Consider the following 19,575-nt stretch of genomic DNA (forward strand, 5'->3'; position numbering starts at 1 on the left):
ATTGCTGTGACACGCTCTGAAAATTCACAAACAACCGTAGGATCAATCACAAGCGCCATTTGACAGACGCACCCCATGCAGCAAAGCTGCACGAAAGCACAAAAAGCCTGCCTTAATGGCCAGCGCCTCTGGACTACGGAAGTCGTGATGCCCAAGCATAAGAAGAACTCGATTTCACCTGCCCCAGATTCGCTCCCCCCCCTGATATCCCGCTACCTGTTTCCCGCCACCGCTGGCTTGTTGCTGCTGGTGATGGCCGGCCTCGGCTGGTTTCTGTTCGCCAGCACACCAACACCCGCGCCCTATGTGACGCCGAGTGTGGCCGTTACCCCGGCACCTCCGGTAGCCGCCCCCGCCCCTGCGCCACCGGCGCGCATGGTCGACGAGCAGCAATGCCAGGGTTGCCACACCGAGCAGGTCAAGGACTGGCAAGGCTCCCACCACCAACTGGCGATGCAGGTCGCCGACGAGCACACCGTGCTGGCCGACTTCAAGGACAGCACCTTCAAGGGCGAGAACGAGACCACCCGCTTCTTTCGCAAGGACGCCGGCTTTTGGGTCAACGCGCCGGGTGCCGACGGCAAGAACGCCGACTTCAAGGTGGCCTACACCTTCGGTATCGCGCCGCTGCAGCAGTACCTGATCGAAGTCGGTGAAGGCCGTCTGCAAGCCTTGGGCGTGGCCTGGGATACCGAGAAGAACCGCTGGTTTCACCTTTATCCGGGCCAGGGCGTGAGTTTCAAGAATCCGTTGCACTGGAGCAAACCCAGCCAGAACGCCAACTTTATGTGTGTGGAGTGCCACACCACCGGCTACCAACGCAATTTCGACGCCGCGACCAACACCTTTGCCAGCCAGTGGAACAGCTTGGGGGTCGGTTGCCAGGCGTGCCACGGTCCTGCCTCCAATCACCTTGAATGGGCGGCAAAAAAAGGCGACCTGATCCACGCAGGCTTTGCCGTCGACCTCAAGGACAAGAACGCCACCACCGAGATCGAGACCTGCGCCCGCTGTCACTCTCGGCGTGCGCCCCTGGGCGATGGGTTTACCGTCGGCAAGCGCCTGATGGACGACTACCTGCCCAGCGTACTGACCCGCGAGCTGTACGCCCTGGATGGCAAGATCAAGGATGAAGTGTTCGAACACGGCTCGTTCCTGCAGAGCAAGATGTTCGACAAGGGGGTGCGCTGCAGCAACTGCCACAACCCCCATAGCAACGAACTCAAGGCGCCGGGCAATGGGGTCTGCCTGCAATGCCACAACACGGCCGGCAAGACCACTGTCCCGGGCGTCGACGGCAAGGGCCTGCAAGCCAAGGACTATGACTCCCCCGAACACCATCGCCATGCCGCAGGCCAGCCCGGCTCGCAGTGCGTGGATTGCCACATGCCGGGCAAGTTCTACATGGGCAACGACTTTCGCCATGACCACAGTTTCAGCATTCCCAACCCCGAACGCGCGAAAAAGCTCGGCACCCCGGATGCTTGCCTGACCTGCCATCAGGGCAAGGCCGGGGACGCGGTGACAGCGCAATTCAAACTGTGGAACGCCAACCCAACGGCCCAGGCACCGCGCTATGACGAAAGCCTGTGGCTGATCCGCAACGGCCAACCGGGCGCCGCCCAAGCGCTGTACGAGCAATTGCAGCGCAGCAACCTGCCCGCCATCCAGCGCGCCACCCTGCTGGCCGAACTGGTGCTGTACCCCAGCGAGCAAGCCCTGAAACTGGCGACCAAGGACCTGGCCAACAGCGATCCCCAGGTGCGTGAAAGCGCGATACGCGCGGTCAGCGGTTTCCTCCCGGCCCCAGAGCGCGTACCGCTTTACGCCCCCCTGCTCAGCGACCCGGTCAAGGCCGTGCGCATCGCCGCCGCCCGTGATCTGCTGGCGGCCAGCAACTCGTTGGGTGCTGCCCAATCGCGCTGGAATGCGGCCATCGCTGAGTACGAAAAGGTCCAGTTGAGCCTGCTCGAACGCGCCGAAGCCAACCTCAATCTGGCAATGCTTTATCAGGCCAGCGGACGAACCGCCGAAGTCGAGCCGATGTTGCGTGCGGCGATCCAGCGCGATGGCGATTTCTTCCCAGCACTGGTGACCCTGGTGCAATGGCTGGAATCCCGCGGCCGTGCGCAGGAAGCCCAGGCGCTGTTGGCCCAAGGCCTCAAGGCGCACCCGGACTCGGCGCTGCTCCAGCACACCCAGGGCCTGGCCCTGATCCGTGCCGGCAACACCGCGCAAGCCATGCCCGCCTTGCGCAACGCCGCCCGCCTGGAACCGCTGAATGCGCAATACGGCTATGTGCTGGCCGTGGCCCTGTACGAAGGTGGCAAGATCGACGAAGCCTGCGCGCAACTGGAGCAGTTGATCAAACAACAACCGGCCAACCGCAACGCCCGGTTGGCACTGATCCAGTACTACCTGGACAACGGCCAGGAACCCAAGGCTCAGGTCTTGCTGCAAGGCTGGAAGAAACTCAACCCGGAAGACCCGGCGCTGAAGTGACCGCACACACCTTGCCGGCAGCCTGTGGGAGCGGGCTTGCCCGCGATGGGGCCGGTCCATTCAACATCGATTGTGCCTGCCACACCGCCATCGCAAGCTCGCGCCTACCGGGGCTCAGGCATCGCTCGGCTGGCGTCGGCGAAACAAGGGCCTTGGCTCGATGGCCGAGCGGCCATATGTCACGCTCATGCCCGCCAGCCCCTTGAGGGCGTCATCGGCGCATTTGTCTTCGCGCACGGCAAACGCATCAAACCCGCACTGGCGCATGTGGCTTAACTGGTCGCGCAGCACATCGCCAATCGCCCGCAACTCCCCGGCCCAACCCAGGCGGGTGCGCAGCAGGTACGCCTGGCTGTAGGCGCGACCGTCGCGAAAGTTGGGGAACTCCAGGGCGATCATCGGCAACCGGTTGAGCCAGGGCGCGAGGCTTTCGACTTCGTCGTCCGGGCCCAGCCACACCGCGTCGAACACCGGATGGTGCTCGATGCGGCGTTTGAGCCACAGCCCCAGGGGCAATATCAACGGGCCGCTGGGCACATCGCCGCTCGTGTCCTTGATCAAGGTCCAGCGGTCGTCCGGTTCGCGCCGGGCCACCCCGTCGCGCAACCGCAGCAGGTTGTTCATGCTGTCCCCTCCTGCTGCGCGTAGACCTGCTCCTTGAACGGCTCAAGGCCAATGCGCTGCACGGTGTCGACAAACAGTTCCTCAGGTTCGCGATAACGCACGAAGGTGGCAATGATCTGCTCGATCACCTGCGGCACCTCGGCAGCGCTGAACGAGGGCCCCATGACTTTGCCCAATGCACTGTGCTTGCCCTGGGAGCCACCGAGGGTGACCTGGTACCACTCGCTGCCGTTCTTATCGACCCCCAGGATGCCAATGTTGCCGATATGGTGATGACCGCAGGCATTCATGCAGCCGGAAATGTTCAGGCTGATATCCCCCAGGTCATGCAGGTAATCCAGGTCATCGAAGCGCGCCTGGATCCCTTGGGCAATGGGGATAGACTTGGCATTGGCCAGGGCGCAGAAGTCGCCGCCCGGGCAGGCGATGATGTCGCTCAGCAGCCCGACATTGGACGTACCCAGCCCTGCCTCGCTGGCCAGGCACCACAAGGCGTAGAGGTCACGCTTGGGGACATCCGGCAGGACGATGTTCTGTTCGTGGGCAATGCGGATCTCGGCGAAGCCGAAGCGCTCGGACCATTGGGCGACAGCGTCCATCTGCTGGTCGCTGACATCGCCCGGCGGCGCGCTGATCCCGGGTTTGGTCGACAGCACCACGCTGGCGTAGCCGGCGACTTTGTGCGGCTGCACGTTGCGCGAGACCCAGCGGGCGAAGGCCGGATTGTCGGCCAGGCGCGTCCCGAATTCCAGGTCGGTGTCGGCCAGCTTGAGCGTAGTGCGGGGCGACGAAGGCGCTGGCGACACGCTGGTACTCCGCCTCGGTCAGTTGCGCCGGACCGTCCTTGAGGTGCTGCCATTCCTCTTCCACTTCCCGGGCAAAGGCTTCTATCCCCAGGGCCTTGACCAGGATCTTGATCCGCGCCTTGTACTTGTTGTCGCGCCGGCCGTGACGGTTGTAGACCCGCAACACCGCTTCGACATAGGACAACAGGTGCTGCCAAGGCAAGCCCTCGCGGATCTGCAGGCCGAGGATCGGCGTGCGCCCCAGGCCGCCGCCGACGATCACCCGCAGCAGCATCTGCCCCGATTCGTCGAGGTAAAGATAGAGACCGATGTCGTGCATCATGATCGCCGCGCGATCTTCCTCGGCGGAACAGATGGCGATCTTGAACTTGCGTGGCAGGAACAGGAATTCCGGATTGATGGTCGACCACTGCCGCAGGATTTCAGCCAGCGGCCGAGGGTCGATCAGCTCGTCGGCCGCCACGCCGGCGAAGGCTTCGGTGGTGATGTTGCGCACACAGTTGCCGGAGGTCTGGATCGCGTGCATCTCGACCTCGGCCAGGCGCTGGAGGATGTCCGGCACCTGGGCCAGTTCGATCCAGTTGAACTGCAGGTTCTGCCGGGTGGTGAAGTGCCCGTAGCCACGGTCATAGTCCCGGGCAATGCTGGCCAACGTGCGCATCTGCCGGGCACTCAAGGTGCCGTAGGGAATGGCGACCCGCAGCATGTAGGCGTGTTTTTGCAGGTACAGGCCGTTTTGCAGGCGCAACGGCAAGAACTCTTCCTCGCTCAAGGCACCGGCCATGAACCGCTGCACCTGATCGCGAAACTGCGCGACCCGCTCCAATACCAGGGCCCGGTCGTAGTCATCGTATTGATACATGTCGCTACCTCATCAGGATTGACCCTCGCAAGCTCGACAGCTGCTACGGCGAACGGCGATCGCGAGTTCGGCTGCTACGAAGAACGCAGTTGCAGTTGGGCGGGGTTCTTGTGTGAGGAGGACTATGGGACAACAGCTCAGCGCGTTAAAGATTCAGCTAAAAACTAAAAAACCATATCAGCTCGCAGCAGATCACCGCAGACACGGGAAAAATCTGCTCCGCATTAATGCAGTTTTTCTGAGCCTGTTTTGTTTCTTCACGGTTTCCTACAGTTCGACCCATGCCAGACCGGGTGGCCTGGCAAGACTTTGCAACCGTGGAAGCATTGACCATGAGCACAGCTACAATCGGACAGGCCTATAACTACAAGGTGGTCCGCCAATTCGTCGTGGCAACAGTGGTATGGGGCGTTATCGGGATGGCGATGGGCGTGTGGATCGCCTCGCAACTGGTGTGGCCGGAGGCGAACCTGGATTTGCCCTGGACCACCTTCGGGCGTTTGCGCCCGCTGCACACCAGCCTGGTGATTTTCGGCTTTGCCGGCAGCGCACAATTCGCCGCCAGCTATTACGCGGTGCAACGTACCTGCCAGGTGCGGCTGTACAGCGACAAGCTCGCGGCCTTCACCTTCTGGGGCTGGCAATCGGTGATCGTCAGCATGCTGGTGACCCTGCCGCTGGGCTACACCACCACCAAGGAATACGCCGAGATCGAGTTCACCGGCGCGGTCTGGATGACCGTGGTCTGGGTGGCCTATGCGATCGTGTTCTTCACCACCGTGGTGCAGCGCAAGACCAAGCACATCTATGTCGGCAACTGGTTCTTCGGCGCTTTTATCGTGGTGATCGCCATGCTGCACGTGGTCAACCACCTGTCGATTCCAGTGGACTGGTTCAAGTCCTACCCGGTGTACTCCGGGGCAACCGACGCCATGGTCCAGTGGTGGTACGGCCACAACGCGGTGGGCTTCTTCCTGACCACGGGTTTCCTGGGGATGATGTATTACTTCGTGCCGAAACAGGTCGGGCGCCCGGTGTACTCCTATCGCCTGTCGATCGTGCACTTCTGGGCCTTGATCACCCTGTACATCTGGGCCGGCCCCCACCACCTGCACTACACCGCGCTGCCCGACTGGGCGCAGTCGCTGGGCATGGCCATGTCGCTGATCCTGCTGGCGCCGAGCTGGGGCGGCATGATCAACGGCATGATGACCCTCTCCGGGGCCTGGCATAAGTTGCGCACCGACCCGATCCTGCGCTTCCTGGTGTTGTCGCTGGCGTTCTACGGCATGTCGACGTTCGAGGGACCGATGATGGCGATCAAGACGGTCAACGCCCTCTCCCACTACACCGACTGGACCATCGGCCACGTGCATGCCGGCGCCCTGGGTTGGGTGGCGATGATCACCTTCGGCGCCACCTATCACATGATTCCGAAAATCTTCGGCCGCGAGCAGATGCACAGCATTGGCCTGATCAACGCGCACTTCTGGCTGGCGACCATCGGTACCGTGCTGTACATCGCCTCGATGTGGGTCAACGGCATCACCCAGGGCCTGATGTGGCGCGCGATCAACGACGACGGCACCCTCACCTACTCCTTTGTCGAGGCGCTGCAGGCCAGCCATCCAGGCTTTATCGTGCGGTTTGTCGGCGGGGTGTTCTTCTTGAGCGGCATGTTGCTGATGGCCTACAACACCTGGCGTACCGTGCGGGTGGCCGACGTGCGGATGGCCGAACGTGAAGCGCAGATTGCCTGAGGCAAGGAGCCTGTGATGTTCGAGATAGTCATGAATGGCCTGGGCGTGGCGTTCCTGTGGTTCGCCATCGAGTATTGCCTGCGCCACCAGACCGCCAAGAGCCTGGATGACGCAAGCCTGATCCCCTTTGCCGATGACCCGGAAGTGGCGCGGCGGGTGGAGCAGGCCACCGGCAAGACCATCAACGCGGTCGCGCCGCCGCAGGCGCAACCGGGTTGGGGCAATATGGAGGTCTGATCGCGGCGGCGATCAACCGCGTTCGCGGGGGATCAGGCTCTGCAGCTGCTGGGCCAGGAAGTTTGCGTCAAAGGCGAAGGTATCGGGGTCTTTCAGGCCGTTGGTCTTGCGCCACTGCCAGCCGCTCGAGGGCGGCTGGCACACCAGCGACACGCTGCCGTAGCGGGCGGCGGTCAAGCCCATCACCGCCAGCGAAATCAAGCCTCCTGCGCCCATCACCTCCGGCACGAACTCCACCGGCTTGCCGGCAATCAGGATGCTCAGTTTCTCGGTGTTGAAGGTCGAGCTCTCTACCGGGACGCTCGCACCAAACGCCACGTAGGCCTCACGGCTGACCTCCAGCAGGTTGGGCGCCTTGACTGGCGCCAGCCACTGCTCGATCTGGTCGAACAACTCAGCGATACGCGTGGCCCAGACGGCCGACTGGTTCTCAAACAGCTGCTTCTTGTGCGCTTCGCTTTCTGCGTAGTGGCGAAGCATCTCACCCAGTTGCTGTACGTCGTCCATTGCGCTGTTCCTTGGATAAACCGGTGTTGCGGACATTGAGCATGGCAGATGTGCGCGGCGCACGTACGACTAACCGCCGGACGAGCGATTGCAGCGCCCGCCAATCGCGGGCACTGTAGGCCCTCAAATCAGCCATCAACGGGAGCACCGCATGCGCACCATCGGCCTAATCGGCGGCATGAGCTGGGAGTCCAGCGCCGAATACTATCGTCTGATCAACCAGCAGGTACGAGACCGCCTCGGGCCTCTGCGCTCGGCGCGCCTGCTGATGTACAGCGTCGACTTCGGGCCGGTCGAACAAGCCCAGCATGCCGGACGCTGGGACGATGCAGCGCAGATCCTGGTGGACGCTGCCCGCCGCCTGCAAGCCGGCGGTGCCGAGTGCGTGGTGCTTTGTACCAACACCATGCACAAGGTGGCCGGACAGATCCAGGACGCCATTACGGTGCCTTTCCTGCACATTGCCGACCCGGCCGGGCAAGCGGCACAGGATGCCGGCCACCTGAGCGTCGGCCTGCTGGGGACTGCCTTCACCATGGAACAGGATTTTCTCAAGGACCGGCTCACCGCTCGCGGGCTGCAGGTGCTGGTGCCGGACGCGGCGGACCGCCAGGCGGTGCACCGGATCATCTACGACGAACTGTGCGTGGGGGTCATCCGCGAGGAGTCACGCGCCACCTACCAGCGGGTGATCCAGGCCTTGGCCGCGCGCGGCGCCCAGGCGATCATCCTTGGCTGTACGGAAATCAGCCTGCTGATCAAACCTGAGCACAGCGCCCTGCCCTTGCTCGACACCACCGAGTTGCACGCCCGTGCGGCGGTGGCTTTCGCCCTCGGAGACTGACTCAGTCCGCCTTGGGACCGTGGCGCAAGCGCGCCATGGCCAGGGTGTCCACCAGTGCGCCATCGCGTACCGCATACTGGCGCAGCAGCCCTTCGGTCTCGAAGCCGAACTTGCGGTACAAGCCGATCGCCGCCTGGTTATCGGCATACACCGTCAATTCCACGCGCTGCACATTCATCCAGTTGTCCGCCAGATCCAGCACCGTCGCCAGCAAGCGGCTGCCCAGGCCCTGACCTTGCCAGGCTTGCGCCACGCCCATGCCGATATTGGCGCAGTGGCTGCGCCGAATCCTTGAAATCTGTTCCAGGCCGATATTGCCGATCACCTGTCCCTGATGCAGGGCCACCAGCTGCACCACCCGTTCGTTGTCCGGGGCCAGGCGCTTGCGCCAGACCTCAGTCGATTGAAACGGCATCTGCAGGACCTGGCGGGCAACCGCCGGATCGTTGTACAGCGCGGTAATGCCCTCGATGTGGGCTTCGCTGAAACGCTCGATGGCAATGATGGAGTCGATGCTCGACATAGTGATTCTTCCTTGAGAACGATGGGCCACTGAGTCTAAACCGTTCATCCCCCCCATGACGATTGGCATTGCACCCAATACCCATGTGGGACCCCGCAAGCCCGTCGCCTGGGGTCTATTGGCTGGGGGCCTTTACTGCCAATTGGCTGTTGGCCTCGCCACTTTGCGGGCCTATCCTGCACAAACGTCACTCCACCCTGTACAAGGCCCGTGCGGCTTGATTGAGGAGCGTGTGCGATGCCCACCGAAAGGATCAATACGCACCAGCTGAAGGCCGACGGCTGCTCGGATGAGCTGGGTAAGCATTTACAGCAGATCGTCGATACCTTGCGCCAGCTTCCGGGAAGCGACACCTATATGCTCGACCGCTGCCCGGAAGATGACAATCGCGGGACCGTCAGCACCCACTGGCAATCGGAAGCCGCCCTGCAGGCGCACTACTGTTGTCCCGAAATGCAAGGTTGCATCACCTTGCTCGACAGCCGACTGGCCAGTAGCGTCGACTGCAACAACTTGCCGATAGTTGAATCGTAAACATCGCCCCTATAAAGCGGATGAATCCTCACTATCAACGCAGCGCTTCCCACAAACCACTCGATTACAGTCACGATAGTCTTGGAGGTACCAGCAGACGAAACAACAAAACAAAGGATTGGCACATGAGCAAAAACAAGGAACGTTCCTTCATTGCACGGATTGATTGCAATGGCGTCGCCATGACCTTTCTCGAAAAGGTCTTGAGTGAAGCCTTTCTTCAATTGAACCATGACTATGAAACACTGCGGGGCAACACTATTACCACCCTTGAATCCTATGACCCTCTCAGCGAGCAGGTGCGCCCGATCGCTGTGGGCGCGAGAGAGGATCCAATTGCTCTTCTGGTGCACTTCAGGTGTTATGACGACTATTACAACCTGCAAATCCTCAGCACACCGTACCAGGACAAGTACATCAGTAAAAACAACGATGGCGTCCTGGGAGCCTTTCCAGCCGCCGGTGGCGACACGACGTCTTTCAACTTACTGGATGGCCGCCACAACATTATTACCCTCGACGACCTGAAAACTGACAATCCCACGATTTACCTACGCGCCCGAGGAGCCGGAATTATCAGGAAGTTTCGGTGGAAATCACCGGTCAACCGTTTTTGCTTTCACGGCAGCCTCGGTGAAACCACAACATTCAATCTGAACATCATTGAACGAAACCCCGCTTAGCCTGACAGGTCCCCGCATCGGCTAATCAACCACTCTCGAGGCAAGTTCTACCGCACGCATCAAGTCACGCGCCAAACAATACATATATATCGCACCTAATAAAAAAGGTTCTTCACGGAATCCCGGGAAACACAGAAACAAGAACGCCGATTTGATTGATGATGTTCGTGCGAGCAAACACATCTAACAAACCGGCGTTCTTATGCGCGATATTAATACTTTCCTTCCTTTTTGGGAGGGCTTTTCTGTCGTCACGATCAAGCCTGATGGTGACGCCCTCCAGATCGATCTGACACCCCACGCCACCCGATTCCCTTCCTGTGGCGGGTGCCAAAAACCCTGTTCAACCACGCATGAGTATTGCGAGCGAGTCATTCGTGATTTGCCCATTCTCGGTCGTGCGGTGCGCCTGAGCGTTTTGCTCCGACGCGTTGGTTGCCGCGACTGTGGTAAACGCATGGAGGCCGTCAGTTGGCTGGATCGCTATGCCCGCATGACGCGGCGTCTGGCAGAGGCGGTCATTCAAGCCTGTGAACGCCTTCCCACGCTGCACGTGGCGCAGATGTTTGGGCTGCATTGGGACACCGTTCGGTTGCTGGAGCGTCGTGCCTTGCAAGCGGCATTGAGCGATCTGCCGAAGGCGCAACCACGGCGTCTGGTGATGGACGAGTTCGCCCTGTTCAAGGGCCATCGTTACGCCAGTGTGGTGCTGGATGCGGATACACGACGAGTGCTGTGGATCGGCGAAGGCCGCAGCCGGGCGGCGGTCAGGCCGTTTTTCGAAGAACTGGGGCCAGAGGGATGCGCCCGAATCGAAGCGGTGGCAATGGACATGAACACCGCTTTTGACCTGGAGGTTCGTCAGCACTGTCCCAACGTGCGAGTGGTCTACGATCTCTTCCATGTGGTGGCCAAGTATGGCCGAGAGGTGATTGATCGGGTTCGTGTCGACGAAGCCAATCGACTGCGTCATGACAAGCCGGCCCGACAGGTCATCAAGCAGGCGCGTTGGCTGCTCCTGCGCAACCCGCAGAACCTGAAAACACCGGAGCAACAGGTCCGCTTGGAGGATCTGCTGGCGGCCAACCACGCGTTGATGAAGGTCTATTTGATGAAGACTGAACTCAAAACGCTTTGGACGCCGAGCACCGCTTGGGGTTGGCGATCGGCCTGGAAGCAATGGCTGCGCCATGCGCATGAAAGCGAAATACCGGCACTGATCCAGTTCGCCAAACGGCTAAAGAGTTACTGGCGGGGCATCGTCAGCCGGGTTCGCTGGCCGATGCACACCGGTCAGTTGGAAGGAATAAATAATCGAATAAAGGTCATCAAACGGATGGCGTACGGTTACCGGGATAGCGAGTTCTTTTTCATGAAGATCAAGAGCGTCTTTCCCGGTAATCCGTGAAGAACCATAAAAAAGCCCCGCATCTCTCGATACGGGGCTTTCTTATTCAGCGCTCAATCAGGCAGTGGCAGGCACTACCGCTTGACCGCTCAACGCCAGGTCCAGCAGTTCACGGTTGGCCACCGCGTACATGGCGTAGTCGGTACCGCTGGCGGCACGGATTTCCACCAGCATGGCACGCCAGCGATCGATCATGCCTTCGTGTTGCTCCATCCACAGGGCCAGGCGTGTTTCCACATCCAGGCTGCCGTCGCCCTGCTGCAGGACGGAGATGGTGATCGCCCGCTGTTGCCAGTCGACGTCATCACGGAAGGCTTCACGGGCCAGTGCCTGCCAGTTGTTTTCCACCGGCAGTGCGCTGATCTGTTGCAGGTACCAGGTGATATCCAGCGCGCTGCCCACGGCGAAGTAGGCCTTGGCCACGTCCGCGGCGTTCTGCCCGGTGACATCCGAGGCCTCGATGATCGGCAGCAAGGTGTACAGGTGGCTGGTGCCTGCAACCATGCGCGCCAGCAACTCCGGCACGCCGGCATCGACGTAGGCGGTGTAGCGGGTCTGCCAGCCTTCGCGGGTCGGGCCTTCCAGCAGCTCGTCGAGCTTGAGGCCCAGGGCTGCCAGGTGCGGACCGAAATGCGCCACGTCACGCGCCGCGTTCTGCTCGTTGCGACGGGTACGCAGGAACCAGCGCGTGGCACGGCGACCCAGGCGCATCAGCTCGTCCATCAGCTCCAGTTGCACGTCGGCGCTGACTTGGTAGTCCAGCGCTTCAATCTGGCGGAACCAGTGCGGGAGATGGAAAATGTCGCGCACGATCACATAGGCGCCGGCCACGTTCGCCGGGCTCATGCCGGTCGACTCTTTGAGTCGCTGCACGAAGGTGATGCCCATGTGGTTGACCAGGTCGTTGGCGATCTGGGTGCTGACGATCTCGCGCTTCAGACGGTGACGACGCATGGCTTCGGAGAACTTGCTCACCAGGGTCGGCGGGAAAGCGGTTTCCATGTCGCGGGTCAGGTAGTCGTCATCCGGCACCAGGGAGCCCAGCAACTGCTCCTTGAGGTCGATCTTGCTGTAGGAGATCAGCACCGACAGCTCGGCACGGGTCAGGCCATGGCCTGCCGCAACGCGCTCGTTGATGGCCTCTTCCGACGGCAGGAATTCGATGGCGCGATCCAGCTTGCCACGGCCTTCCAGATCGTTCATCAGGCGCTTGTATTCGGCAATCCGCGGCAAGGCGCGACGGGCTGCCAAGGACAGGGCCTGGGTCTGCTTGTAGTTGTTGCCCAACACCAGGCCACCGACTTCGTCGGTCATGCTCGCCAGCAACTGGTTGCGTTGCTTGTCGGTCATGTCGCCAGCCTGCACCACTTCGTTGAGCAGGATCTTGATGTTCACTTCGTGGTCGGAGCAGTCCACGCCACCGGCGTTGTCGATGAAGTCGGTGTTGGAGCCGCCGCCATTGAGGCCGAACTCGACACGACCCAGTTGGGTCATGCCCAGGTTACCGCCCTCGCCCACGACCTTGCAGCGCAGTTCGTTGCCGTTGACCCGCAGTGCATCGTTGGCCTTGTCGCCGACATCGGCGTGGCTTTCGCTGCTGGCCTTGACGTACGTCCCGATACCGCCGTTCCACAACAGGTCCACCGGTGCCTTGAGCAAGGCATTGAGCAGTTCGGTCGGGGTCAGCTTGTCGGCTTGAATGTCGAAGCGCTCTTTCATCTGCGGGGAAATCGCGATGCTTTTTGCGCTACGGGAGAAGATCCCGCCGCCTTCGGACATGATGCTGGTGTCGTAGTCCGACCAGGCCGAACGTGGCAGATCGAACAGGCGCTTACGTTCAGCGAAGCTGTTGGCAGGCGTAGGATTCGGGTCGATGAAGATGTGCAGGTGGTTGAACGCCGCCACCAGTTGCAGGGTCTCGGACATCAACAGGCCGTTACCGAACACGTCGCCGGCCATGTCGCCGACACCAACCACGGTGATGCTGTCTTTCTGCACATTGATGCCGCGTTCGCGGAAGTGACGTTGTACGCCCACCCACGCGCCCTTGGCGGTAATCCCCATTTTCTTGTGGTCGTAACCGGCGGAACCACCGGAAGCGAACGCGTCACCCAGCCAGAAGCCGTAGTCGATGGCGATACCGTTGGCGATGTCGGAGAAGGTCGCAGTGCCTTTGTCTGCCGCCACCACCAGGTACGGGTCATCGTCGTCATGGCGCACGACGTTGGCCGGCGGCACCAGGGCGCCATCCTTCAGGTTGTCGGTGATGTCCAACAGGCCCGAAATGAAGATGCGGTAGCAGGCGATGCCCTCGGCCGCGATCTCGTCACGGCTGCCGCCCAGTGGCAGGCGACGCGGCAGGAAGCCGCCCTTGGCGCCCACCGGCACGATGACCGAGTTCTTCACTTGCTGGGCTTTTACCAGGCCCAGGACTTCGGTGCGGAAGTCTTCTTCACGGTCCGACCAGCGCAGGCCGCCACGCGCCACAGTACCGAAGCGCAGGTGCACGCCTTCGACGCGCGGCGAGTAAACGAAGATTTCGAACTTCGGTACCGGCTTTGGCAGTTCTGGAATCAGGTGCGGGTTGAACTTGAAGCTGAAGTACGACTTGTTATGGCCGTTGGCGTCAGTCTGGTAGAAGTTGGTGCGCAGGGTGGCCTTGATCAGGTCCAGGTAGCGACGCAGGATGCGGTCTTCGTTGAGCACCTGGACGTCGTCCAGGGCGCTGAGGATCGCGTGTTCCAGGCGTTGCTGCTTGTCTTCCAGATCGTCGCCCGACAGTTTGCGCGCCAGGTAGAAACGGGTCTTGAACAACCGGGTCAGCTCGCGAGCGATATCGGTGTGGTTGTTCAGGGTGCTGGCGATGTAACCCAGGTCGAAGCCCAGGCGGATCTGCTTCATGTAACGCGCATACGCACGCAGCAGCGCCACGTCGCGCCATGGCAGGCCGGCGGTCAGCACCAGGCGGTTGAACGCATCGTTCTCGGCATCGCCACGCACGATGTGCACGAACGCGTCCTGCAATGTGTCGTTGAGCTGCTGGATGTCCAGTTCCAGGCCTTCGGCAGCGGTGAAGGCGAAGTCGTGGATCCAGAACTCGCGGCCACCGTTGTGGCGCAGGCGGTACGGGAACTCACCCAACACGCGCAGGCCGAGGTTTTCCAGGATCGGCAGGACGTCGGACAGGGCCAGCGGGGTGTCGGCGTGATACAGCTTGCAGTGCAGCTCGCGCTGGCCCGAGACCTGGCCCAGCGGCTGGTAGAAGCTCATCACCAGCGGATTTTTTTCGTTCAGGCTCAGCAGGTGCTGCATGTCGACCACGGCCGAATGCGCGGCGAAACGCTCGCGGTAGCCGGCCGGGAAGCCTTTCGGGAAGTCCGCCAGCACGTTGGTGCCGTGGGCTTCGCCGAAGCTTTCCACCACCAGGCTGGCGTAGTCGTCCTGCCAGCTGCGGCAGGCCTGCACCACTTCTTTTTCCAGCAGCAGCGGATCGATGTCGATGCGGTTTTTCGGGTCGACCCGAAGAATCAGTTGCACACGGGCCAGCACGGACTCGGAGAAGAAGGTCCAGAACTCGCAATCGGTGGCTTTGAGGCGATCCATCAGCACTTGCTGGATCTTCTGCCGCACTTCGGTGGAGTAGATATCGCGTGGCACGTAGGCCAGGCAGTAGCAGAAACGACCGTAAGGGTCTTTGCGCAGGAACACGCGGATCTTGTTGCGTTCCTGGATCTGCACGATCGACATCACGGTGCTGAACAGCTCGTCCACCGGGGTCTGGAACAGGTCGTCACGGGGCAGTACTTCCAGCACCTGGGCCAGTTCCTTGCCCAGGTGGGCCTTGGCCTGGAAGCCAGAGCGCTGCTCGATGATCTCGACCTTGCGGCGGATGTAAGGAATCACCCGCACGCTTTCGCCATACACCGAGGAGGTGTACAGGCCCATGAAGCGGCATTCCTTGATGACGTTGCCATCGGCATCGATCTGGCGGATCGACACGTAGTCAGGGTACGCAGGACGGTGCACCCGGCTTGGGTGGGCCGCCTTGGCGAACGACAGCGGGGTCGCTTCGCGCAGGTAGTTCACGGCGTATTCTTCGATGCGCAGGTCTTCGGCGGTGAGGCCGGCGCGCAGCAGCTTGGTCAGGCCGAGGAAGGAGTCCTGGTCATATTCGATGTGACCACCTTCCTGGTCTTCGCGAACCACGAACTCTTCGTAGCCGAGGAAGGTGAAGTGGTTGCCCACCAGCCATTCGAGGAAGCTCTTGATCTCGCCCTTCTCGTCAGCGGCGATGGTGAACTGGCTGGTGTCGACGCCGTCGATCAGCTCCTGGACCTTGGCTTTCATCGGCTCGAAATCGGCGACCGCCACGCGGACCTCACCGAGTACCTGCTCCAGTTCCTTGCTCAGGACATTGAGCTCGGCGGCGTTGGCGCAACGGTCGATTTCCAGGTACATCAGCGATTCTTGCTCGATGCCTTCGCCCTGGGTGCCTTTTGGCAGGATTTCCAGCAACTCGCCCTTGGCCCCGCGACGCACGCTCAGCACGGTGGTCTGCAGGGTATGGATGCTGTAGCCACGACGGTTCAGCTCGGTACGCACCGAGTCCACCAGGAACGGCAGGTCGTGGTGCAGCACTTCGACCGCGGTGTGGGTCGACTGCCAGCCATGGCGTTCGTAGTCAGGGTTGTAGACGCGCACTTGCGGCTGCGCGTGGTCAAAGCGCTCAAGCAGGCGCCAGGCGGAAAGTGTGCAGCCGGCGAGGTCGGACAACCGGCGCTGGGTCAGTTCATCAAGAGAAATAATGCCGAAGAATTGTTCAGCGAACAGCGCCACTTGTGGCAGTGCCTGTTCACTGATGTGCTGCGCCAGTGCCGCTTGCAGTTGGTGCTGGAAGTCGGCTTTGCTGGCTGCGGTGAAGAACGCCATCTGTGGTACTCCGCTTGGGCTTGTTATTGATGGAAGCGTCGCGTGCAAAACCCCTGTTCGGGGCAACCTGTCACCCGGCTCCTGATTCTCGGGCAGAGGAAACAGGGCGACAGGTGGGTGAAGCTGGACGAGACACTCAGGTCACATTCACCTTCCAAGGATGGGCATCTGCAAAAACGACTGCCGGGCAACCCGGCAATGTCTTTACAGGTGTCCATCCGTTGCGCAGCTTAACGAGTGCGGCAAGGCCCGTGCTTGCGATGCTGCGACATATTCGGTCATCGGTACGCAGCCCCGCGGCGGGGCCTCGAACAACACTAGCAGGCGTGGGGAAAAATGGCGGTTTTATCCCTGGATTTGCGGGCTTCGCGTATTGGAAATGACTGGATCAGGAGATTTGTTCACGACATATTTCCTGACATTTGAGTCAGGACAAGCATCAATCCTCCACCTCATAAACCGCCTGAAACCGGCTGACCGTCGCGCAGTCATAGCAAGTCGTTTGCAGCATCACTTTGTCCATCCAGACATCGATGTTGCAGGAGTCGCACTCGCGGCAGAACAGGTGTGCGGATGGCTGCCCTGCTTCGTAGCCGGTTGAGGTGGCAAAAAACCTGGGGAGTAGTTCGTCACGCCAGTACACCCCGGGGGACTTGGCAAAACCGGCGCTGCTGTCCTTGAGGACTACGTCGTACAGCAAACGATGCAGTGCGGATTTGGTGACGCGCGAGTCACGATAGGATGGTCGTCGCCAGCCTTCGGCCAGGGCGTGTTGAGCGGTACTCAGTATGTAACCGGGAATGGTATTGGAGGCGTGGGTGCGGCCTTTGGAGTTGCCGGTGGCAAAAAAGTGTGCGGCATTTTTGACTGCCAGTTTGGCGAAGTAATAAATCTCGCTCACGGCAAAGTCCTGCAGGAGTTGAGCTATTACCGCTTCACCGCGACTGGCGGCGGAAAACACCAGATCAACTTCCTCAGCCAACACCCGGATGTAACTTAGCGATTCTTCCCGGGCCAGACTGAACATCAAGGCATACAACTCGCTCTTCCAGTTGGCTGGAACAACACCGGACAATTCCTGGTACAGCGCGCCATACAGTTCGTCACAAGGGCAACGCATACCAGCGTCAAGGGCGACATTGGGTAACCAGCGCACGGCACAGAACCGCCGGATCCGGTAATCGGCCCCTGGATCGAACGCCTGGATATCCGAGTCGGCGTCCACCCGCAGTACCCCAGCCTCATAGAGGTTTTTCAACAACTCCTCGGCGGTCGCTGCGCTGGGGGCCAGGCTTTCGTTGCGGTTCGCCCCCTCCAGCGGGGCGATGCTGTCGTTACCCGGCTTGAATCCTTCGAGCAACGCCAGCAGGGCCAACTTCTGCACGAAACCCAGGCTGGCATAGGCCACCGGCGGCCCGCCCGGCGAGTAACGCTTAAGCAGCTGCTCGCGGTCGCGCTCGGCCTGGGCGGCGACCTCCTGCTGCCGGACTTGGTAACAAGCCGTGCAGGTGCAATGGCTATGGCGCCGGTACTGGCCGACCGGCACTGAGCGGTGTTCACACCTGACACACTTGAACGCGGGCCTGAGCGATGCCGGGGTGCCCTTGGCGTAGCGTTTCGCCCACATCGGCAGATTGCAGTAGGGACACTTCAATTGTTTATCGAGCAGCGGCGGCAATACCGTCAATAAACTTCTGACCGCCACCGGGATCTTGTACTCGGCAATCAGGTCGCTGGTTTTTTCTCCGGCCAGATAACGCTGGTAAAGCTGCTCTATTTGCTCTTCGGACAGATGCTTTACTTCACCCAGCAACTCGAAATACGGTTTCATTCAAAGCCTTCCCTCATCTATCAACTTGCCCTGCACTCCCTTGCACTGAGGGTTCAAACGTACGGGACAAAGAGCGCTGCAAACAAGCAAAAACTGGCAAAGCCGTTGTTATTCCTACGCCCTCTCCTATCCCTACAACAACAGCGGAACGTTCATTGCCACACGAAGTATTTGGCTTAAGGAAAACACCTACAAATCTCCTGAAACGCGCCCTCCAGCGTTCGACTTCAATCATTCCCCGCTCAAAACTAGCGAAGCAAAAAATGCCCGGGGCTGGCAAAATCGCCCTTTGCCTGCCAACACCGCGCACCGCGCCAGGACTGCTCACATGCAACTGACCACCGCCCACCTGATCGCCAACCCGTGCGATGACGAAGAAGACAACCTGGCGATGCTGTGCTGCCACAGCAATCAGGGCGACATGTTCCTGATGACCCGCTACCCGGACGAAGACGAGCTGGAAATCACCCTCGACGGCGAACCCTCCACGCTTGACGGCGTCAAGGTCACCCTCAGCCCTACCCGCCTGCTGATCGAGATCGCCGCGGCCGACGCCGACGCCCTGAACGGTGACGATCACCTGGAAATCTTCCACAGCACCGCCGCCGCTGACCTGGCCGAGGTTGAAGAAACCTTGCAGAACATCCTCAAGGGCACCGGCACCTACCTGAGCGAGCTGTAACGGACAGCTGATTTCTTGACAAGAAATCAGCACACGGGCATTGTCTGACAACCTGACCTACGAGCCACACTCCTCATGCTTCAGCTACAGCGCCCCGACTCTCTGGTTGAACGAGTGGTCAACGCGATCCGCGAAGAAATCGAATCCGGCCGCCTGACCGCAGAATCGCGCCTGCCCACCGAACAGCAACTGACCGAACAGTTGAACGTCAGCCGCTCGGTGGTGCGTGAGGCCGTGGCCCAGCTCAAGGCCGATGGCATCCTGATCAGCCGCCGGGGTCTGGGCTCGTACATTTCCCAGAATCCCAACGGCACGGTGTTCCGTTTTCCTAGCCAGAAAGGTCGCAAGCCCGACCTGGTGCAACTGTTCGAAATGCGCCTATGGACCGAAACCCAGGCCGCCTCCATCGCCGCCCAGCGCCGTGACGAAGCCGACCTGCTGCGCATGCGCAGTGCCTTGCAGGAAATGCACGACAAGCGCAGTGACTTTGCTGCGGCCGCCCTGGCCGACGTCGAGTTCCACCGCGCAATCGCCGATGCCAGCAAGAATGACTACTTCGTTGCCTTCCACGATTTCCTGCGCGGCCAACTGGCCGAAGCTCGGCGCCGTGCGTGGGAAAACTCCGCAGCGCACTCGGTGGGCGGCTCGGCCGATGCCGGACGCGAACACCAGGCCCTGTACGAAGCCATCGCCGCTGGCGACCGTTACCAGGCGGCCGCCTGTGCCGAAGCGCACCTGCGCGCAGCGGCCACACGCCTGAAGATTGACCTGCCCAGCATCGACTGATTACCGGCAACATCGAGGACGCCATGACACGGCGTCTTTTTTACCGAACACTTTGTC

Annotated in this window: 15 protein-coding genes and 1 pseudogene; 9 read left to right on the top strand and 7 right to left on the bottom strand. The window is 61.0% G+C overall.

Annotated elements, in window-relative coordinates:
- Positions 1 to 147 precede the first annotated feature (147 nt).
- A complete protein-coding gene (locus tag Q1W70_RS24175) occupies positions 148 to 2,502 on the top strand; it encodes a tetratricopeptide repeat protein (RefSeq protein WP_185819210.1) in 2,355 nt (784 codons plus the stop codon).
- 114 nt (positions 2,503 to 2,616) lie between these two features.
- Here the strand turns inward: Q1W70_RS24175 and Q1W70_RS24180 are convergent, their stop codons facing one another.
- Together Q1W70_RS24180 and Q1W70_RS24185 are read right to left on the bottom strand one after the other, a co-directional pair.
- Positions 2,617 to 3,126 carry a DUF934 domain-containing protein gene (locus Q1W70_RS24180; RefSeq protein WP_166592821.1) on the bottom strand — a complete coding sequence of 170 codons (510 nt, stop codon included), beginning with the start codon at positions 3,124 to 3,126 and terminating at the stop codon, positions 2,617 to 2,619.
- Positions 3,123 to 4,794: pseudogene (locus tag Q1W70_RS24185) on the bottom strand (nitrite/sulfite reductase). The gene Q1W70_RS24180 and the pseudogene Q1W70_RS24185 overlap by 4 nt, the downstream one beginning before the upstream one ends.
- Positions 4,795 to 5,126: 332 nt before the next feature.
- Here Q1W70_RS24185 and ccoN point away from each other — a divergent pair.
- Both ccoN and Q1W70_RS24195 read left to right on the top strand, forming a co-directional pair.
- Positions 5,127 to 6,554, top strand: coding sequence for a cytochrome-c oxidase, cbb3-type subunit I (ccoN, locus tag Q1W70_RS24190; protein WP_095168790.1), 1,428 nt, complete (start codon positions 5,127 to 5,129; stop codon positions 6,552 to 6,554).
- 15 nt (positions 6,555 to 6,569) lie between these two features.
- Positions 6,570 to 6,791, top strand: coding sequence for a cbb3-type cytochrome c oxidase subunit 3 (locus Q1W70_RS24195; RefSeq protein WP_166592823.1), 222 nt, complete (start codon positions 6,570 to 6,572; stop codon positions 6,789 to 6,791).
- Positions 6,792 to 6,803: 12 nt separating this feature from the next.
- Here the strand turns inward: Q1W70_RS24195 and Q1W70_RS24200 are convergent, their stop codons facing one another.
- Entirely contained in the window at positions 6,804 to 7,298 is a 495-nt protein-coding gene (locus tag Q1W70_RS24200; protein WP_166592824.1) for a hypothetical protein, read from the bottom strand.
- 151 nt (positions 7,299 to 7,449) lie between these two features.
- Here Q1W70_RS24200 and Q1W70_RS24205 point away from each other — a divergent pair, with 151 nt between their 5' ends.
- Positions 7,450 to 8,142 (top strand): aspartate/glutamate racemase family protein, encoded by a 693-nt coding sequence (locus Q1W70_RS24205; protein WP_166592825.1) that lies wholly within the window; start codon positions 7,450 to 7,452, stop codon positions 8,140 to 8,142.
- Between the two features lies 1 nt (position 8,143).
- Here Q1W70_RS24205 and Q1W70_RS24210 read toward each other — a convergent pair whose 3' ends face one another.
- On the bottom strand, positions 8,144 to 8,665 hold the full coding sequence (locus tag Q1W70_RS24210) for a GNAT family N-acetyltransferase (RefSeq protein WP_166592826.1): 522 nt from the start codon (positions 8,663 to 8,665) through the stop codon (positions 8,144 to 8,146).
- Positions 8,666 to 8,902: 237 nt separating this feature from the next.
- On the opposite strand from Q1W70_RS24210, the gene Q1W70_RS24215 reads away from it, so the two are divergent.
- The gene (locus tag Q1W70_RS24215; RefSeq protein ID WP_166592827.1) at positions 8,903 to 9,199 is read left to right on the top strand and encodes an antibiotic biosynthesis monooxygenase family protein; all 297 of its coding nucleotides are present in this window, start codon (positions 8,903 to 8,905) and stop codon (positions 9,197 to 9,199) included.
- A 125-nt stretch (positions 9,200 to 9,324) separates the two neighbouring features.
- Positions 9,325 to 9,882: a hypothetical protein gene (locus tag Q1W70_RS24220; RefSeq protein WP_182340274.1), complete on the top strand. Its 558-nt coding sequence runs from the start codon at positions 9,325 to 9,327 to the stop codon at positions 9,880 to 9,882.
- A gap of 112 nt (positions 9,883 to 9,994) precedes the next feature.
- Here the strand turns inward: Q1W70_RS24220 and Q1W70_RS24225 are convergent, their stop codons facing one another.
- Positions 9,995 to 10,216, bottom strand: coding sequence for a hypothetical protein (locus Q1W70_RS24225; RefSeq protein WP_256669976.1), 222 nt, complete (start codon positions 10,214 to 10,216; stop codon positions 9,995 to 9,997).
- Here Q1W70_RS24225 and Q1W70_RS24230 point away from each other — a divergent pair.
- Positions 10,139 to 11,290 (top strand): ISL3 family transposase, encoded by a 1,152-nt coding sequence (locus Q1W70_RS24230; RefSeq protein WP_367186791.1) that lies wholly within the window; start codon positions 10,139 to 10,141, stop codon positions 11,288 to 11,290. The genes Q1W70_RS24225 and Q1W70_RS24230 overlap by 78 nt on opposite strands.
- Before the next feature lie 57 nt (positions 11,291 to 11,347).
- Here Q1W70_RS24230 and Q1W70_RS24235 read toward each other — a convergent pair whose 3' ends face one another.
- Both Q1W70_RS24235 and Q1W70_RS24240 read right to left on the bottom strand, forming a co-directional pair.
- Entirely contained in the window at positions 11,348 to 16,219 is a 4,872-nt protein-coding gene (locus tag Q1W70_RS24235) for an NAD-glutamate dehydrogenase (protein WP_166591173.1), read from the bottom strand.
- 439 nt (positions 16,220 to 16,658) lie between these two features.
- The gene (locus Q1W70_RS24240; RefSeq protein ID WP_166591172.1) at positions 16,659 to 18,050 is read right to left on the bottom strand and encodes a hypothetical protein; all 1,392 of its coding nucleotides are present in this window, start codon (positions 18,048 to 18,050) and stop codon (positions 16,659 to 16,661) included.
- Positions 18,051 to 18,378: 328 nt separating this feature from the next.
- Here Q1W70_RS24240 and Q1W70_RS24245 point away from each other — a divergent pair, with 328 nt between their 5' ends.
- Positions 18,379 to 18,732, top strand: coding sequence for a hypothetical protein (locus tag Q1W70_RS24245; RefSeq protein WP_166591171.1), 354 nt, complete (start codon positions 18,379 to 18,381; stop codon positions 18,730 to 18,732).
- Between the two features lie 75 nt (positions 18,733 to 18,807).
- Entirely contained in the window at positions 18,808 to 19,518 is a 711-nt protein-coding gene (locus Q1W70_RS24250; protein WP_166591170.1) for a FadR/GntR family transcriptional regulator, read from the top strand.
- Positions 19,519 to 19,575 lie beyond the last annotated feature (57 nt).

The organism is Pseudomonas kielensis, assembly GCF_030505375.1.
Lineage (GTDB): Bacteria > Pseudomonadota > Gammaproteobacteria > Pseudomonadales > Pseudomonadaceae > Aquipseudomonas > Aquipseudomonas kielensis.

Excerpts from the sequence above, each read along its gene's own strand:
- Q1W70_RS24175 (WP_185819210.1), top strand. The coding sequence starts at position 148 with ATGCCCAAGCATAAGAAGAACTCGATTTCACCTGCCCCAGATTCGCTC.
- Q1W70_RS24180 (WP_166592821.1), bottom strand. The coding sequence starts at position 3,126 with ATGAACAACCTGCTGCGGTTGCGCGACGGGGTGGCCCGGCGCGAACCG.
- ccoN (WP_095168790.1), top strand. The coding sequence starts at position 5,127 with ATGAGCACAGCTACAATCGGACAGGCCTATAACTACAAGGTGGTCCGC.
- Q1W70_RS24195 (WP_166592823.1), top strand. The coding sequence starts at position 6,570 with ATGTTCGAGATAGTCATGAATGGCCTGGGCGTGGCGTTCCTGTGGTTC.
- Q1W70_RS24200 (WP_166592824.1), bottom strand. The coding sequence starts at position 7,298 with ATGGACGACGTACAGCAACTGGGTGAGATGCTTCGCCACTACGCAGAA.
- Q1W70_RS24205 (WP_166592825.1), top strand. The coding sequence starts at position 7,450 with ATGCGCACCATCGGCCTAATCGGCGGCATGAGCTGGGAGTCCAGCGCC.
- Q1W70_RS24210 (WP_166592826.1), bottom strand. The coding sequence starts at position 8,665 with ATGTCGAGCATCGACTCCATCATTGCCATCGAGCGTTTCAGCGAAGCC.
- Q1W70_RS24215 (WP_166592827.1), top strand. The coding sequence starts at position 8,903 with ATGCCCACCGAAAGGATCAATACGCACCAGCTGAAGGCCGACGGCTGC.
- Q1W70_RS24220 (WP_182340274.1), top strand. The coding sequence starts at position 9,325 with ATGAGCAAAAACAAGGAACGTTCCTTCATTGCACGGATTGATTGCAAT.
- Q1W70_RS24235 (WP_166591173.1), bottom strand. The coding sequence starts at position 16,219 with ATGGCGTTCTTCACCGCAGCCAGCAAAGCCGACTTCCAGCACCAACTG.
- Q1W70_RS24240 (WP_166591172.1), bottom strand. The coding sequence starts at position 18,050 with ATGAAACCGTATTTCGAGTTGCTGGGTGAAGTAAAGCATCTGTCCGAA.
- Q1W70_RS24245 (WP_166591171.1), top strand. The coding sequence starts at position 18,379 with ATGCAACTGACCACCGCCCACCTGATCGCCAACCCGTGCGATGACGAA.
- Q1W70_RS24250 (WP_166591170.1), top strand. The coding sequence starts at position 18,808 with ATGCTTCAGCTACAGCGCCCCGACTCTCTGGTTGAACGAGTGGTCAAC.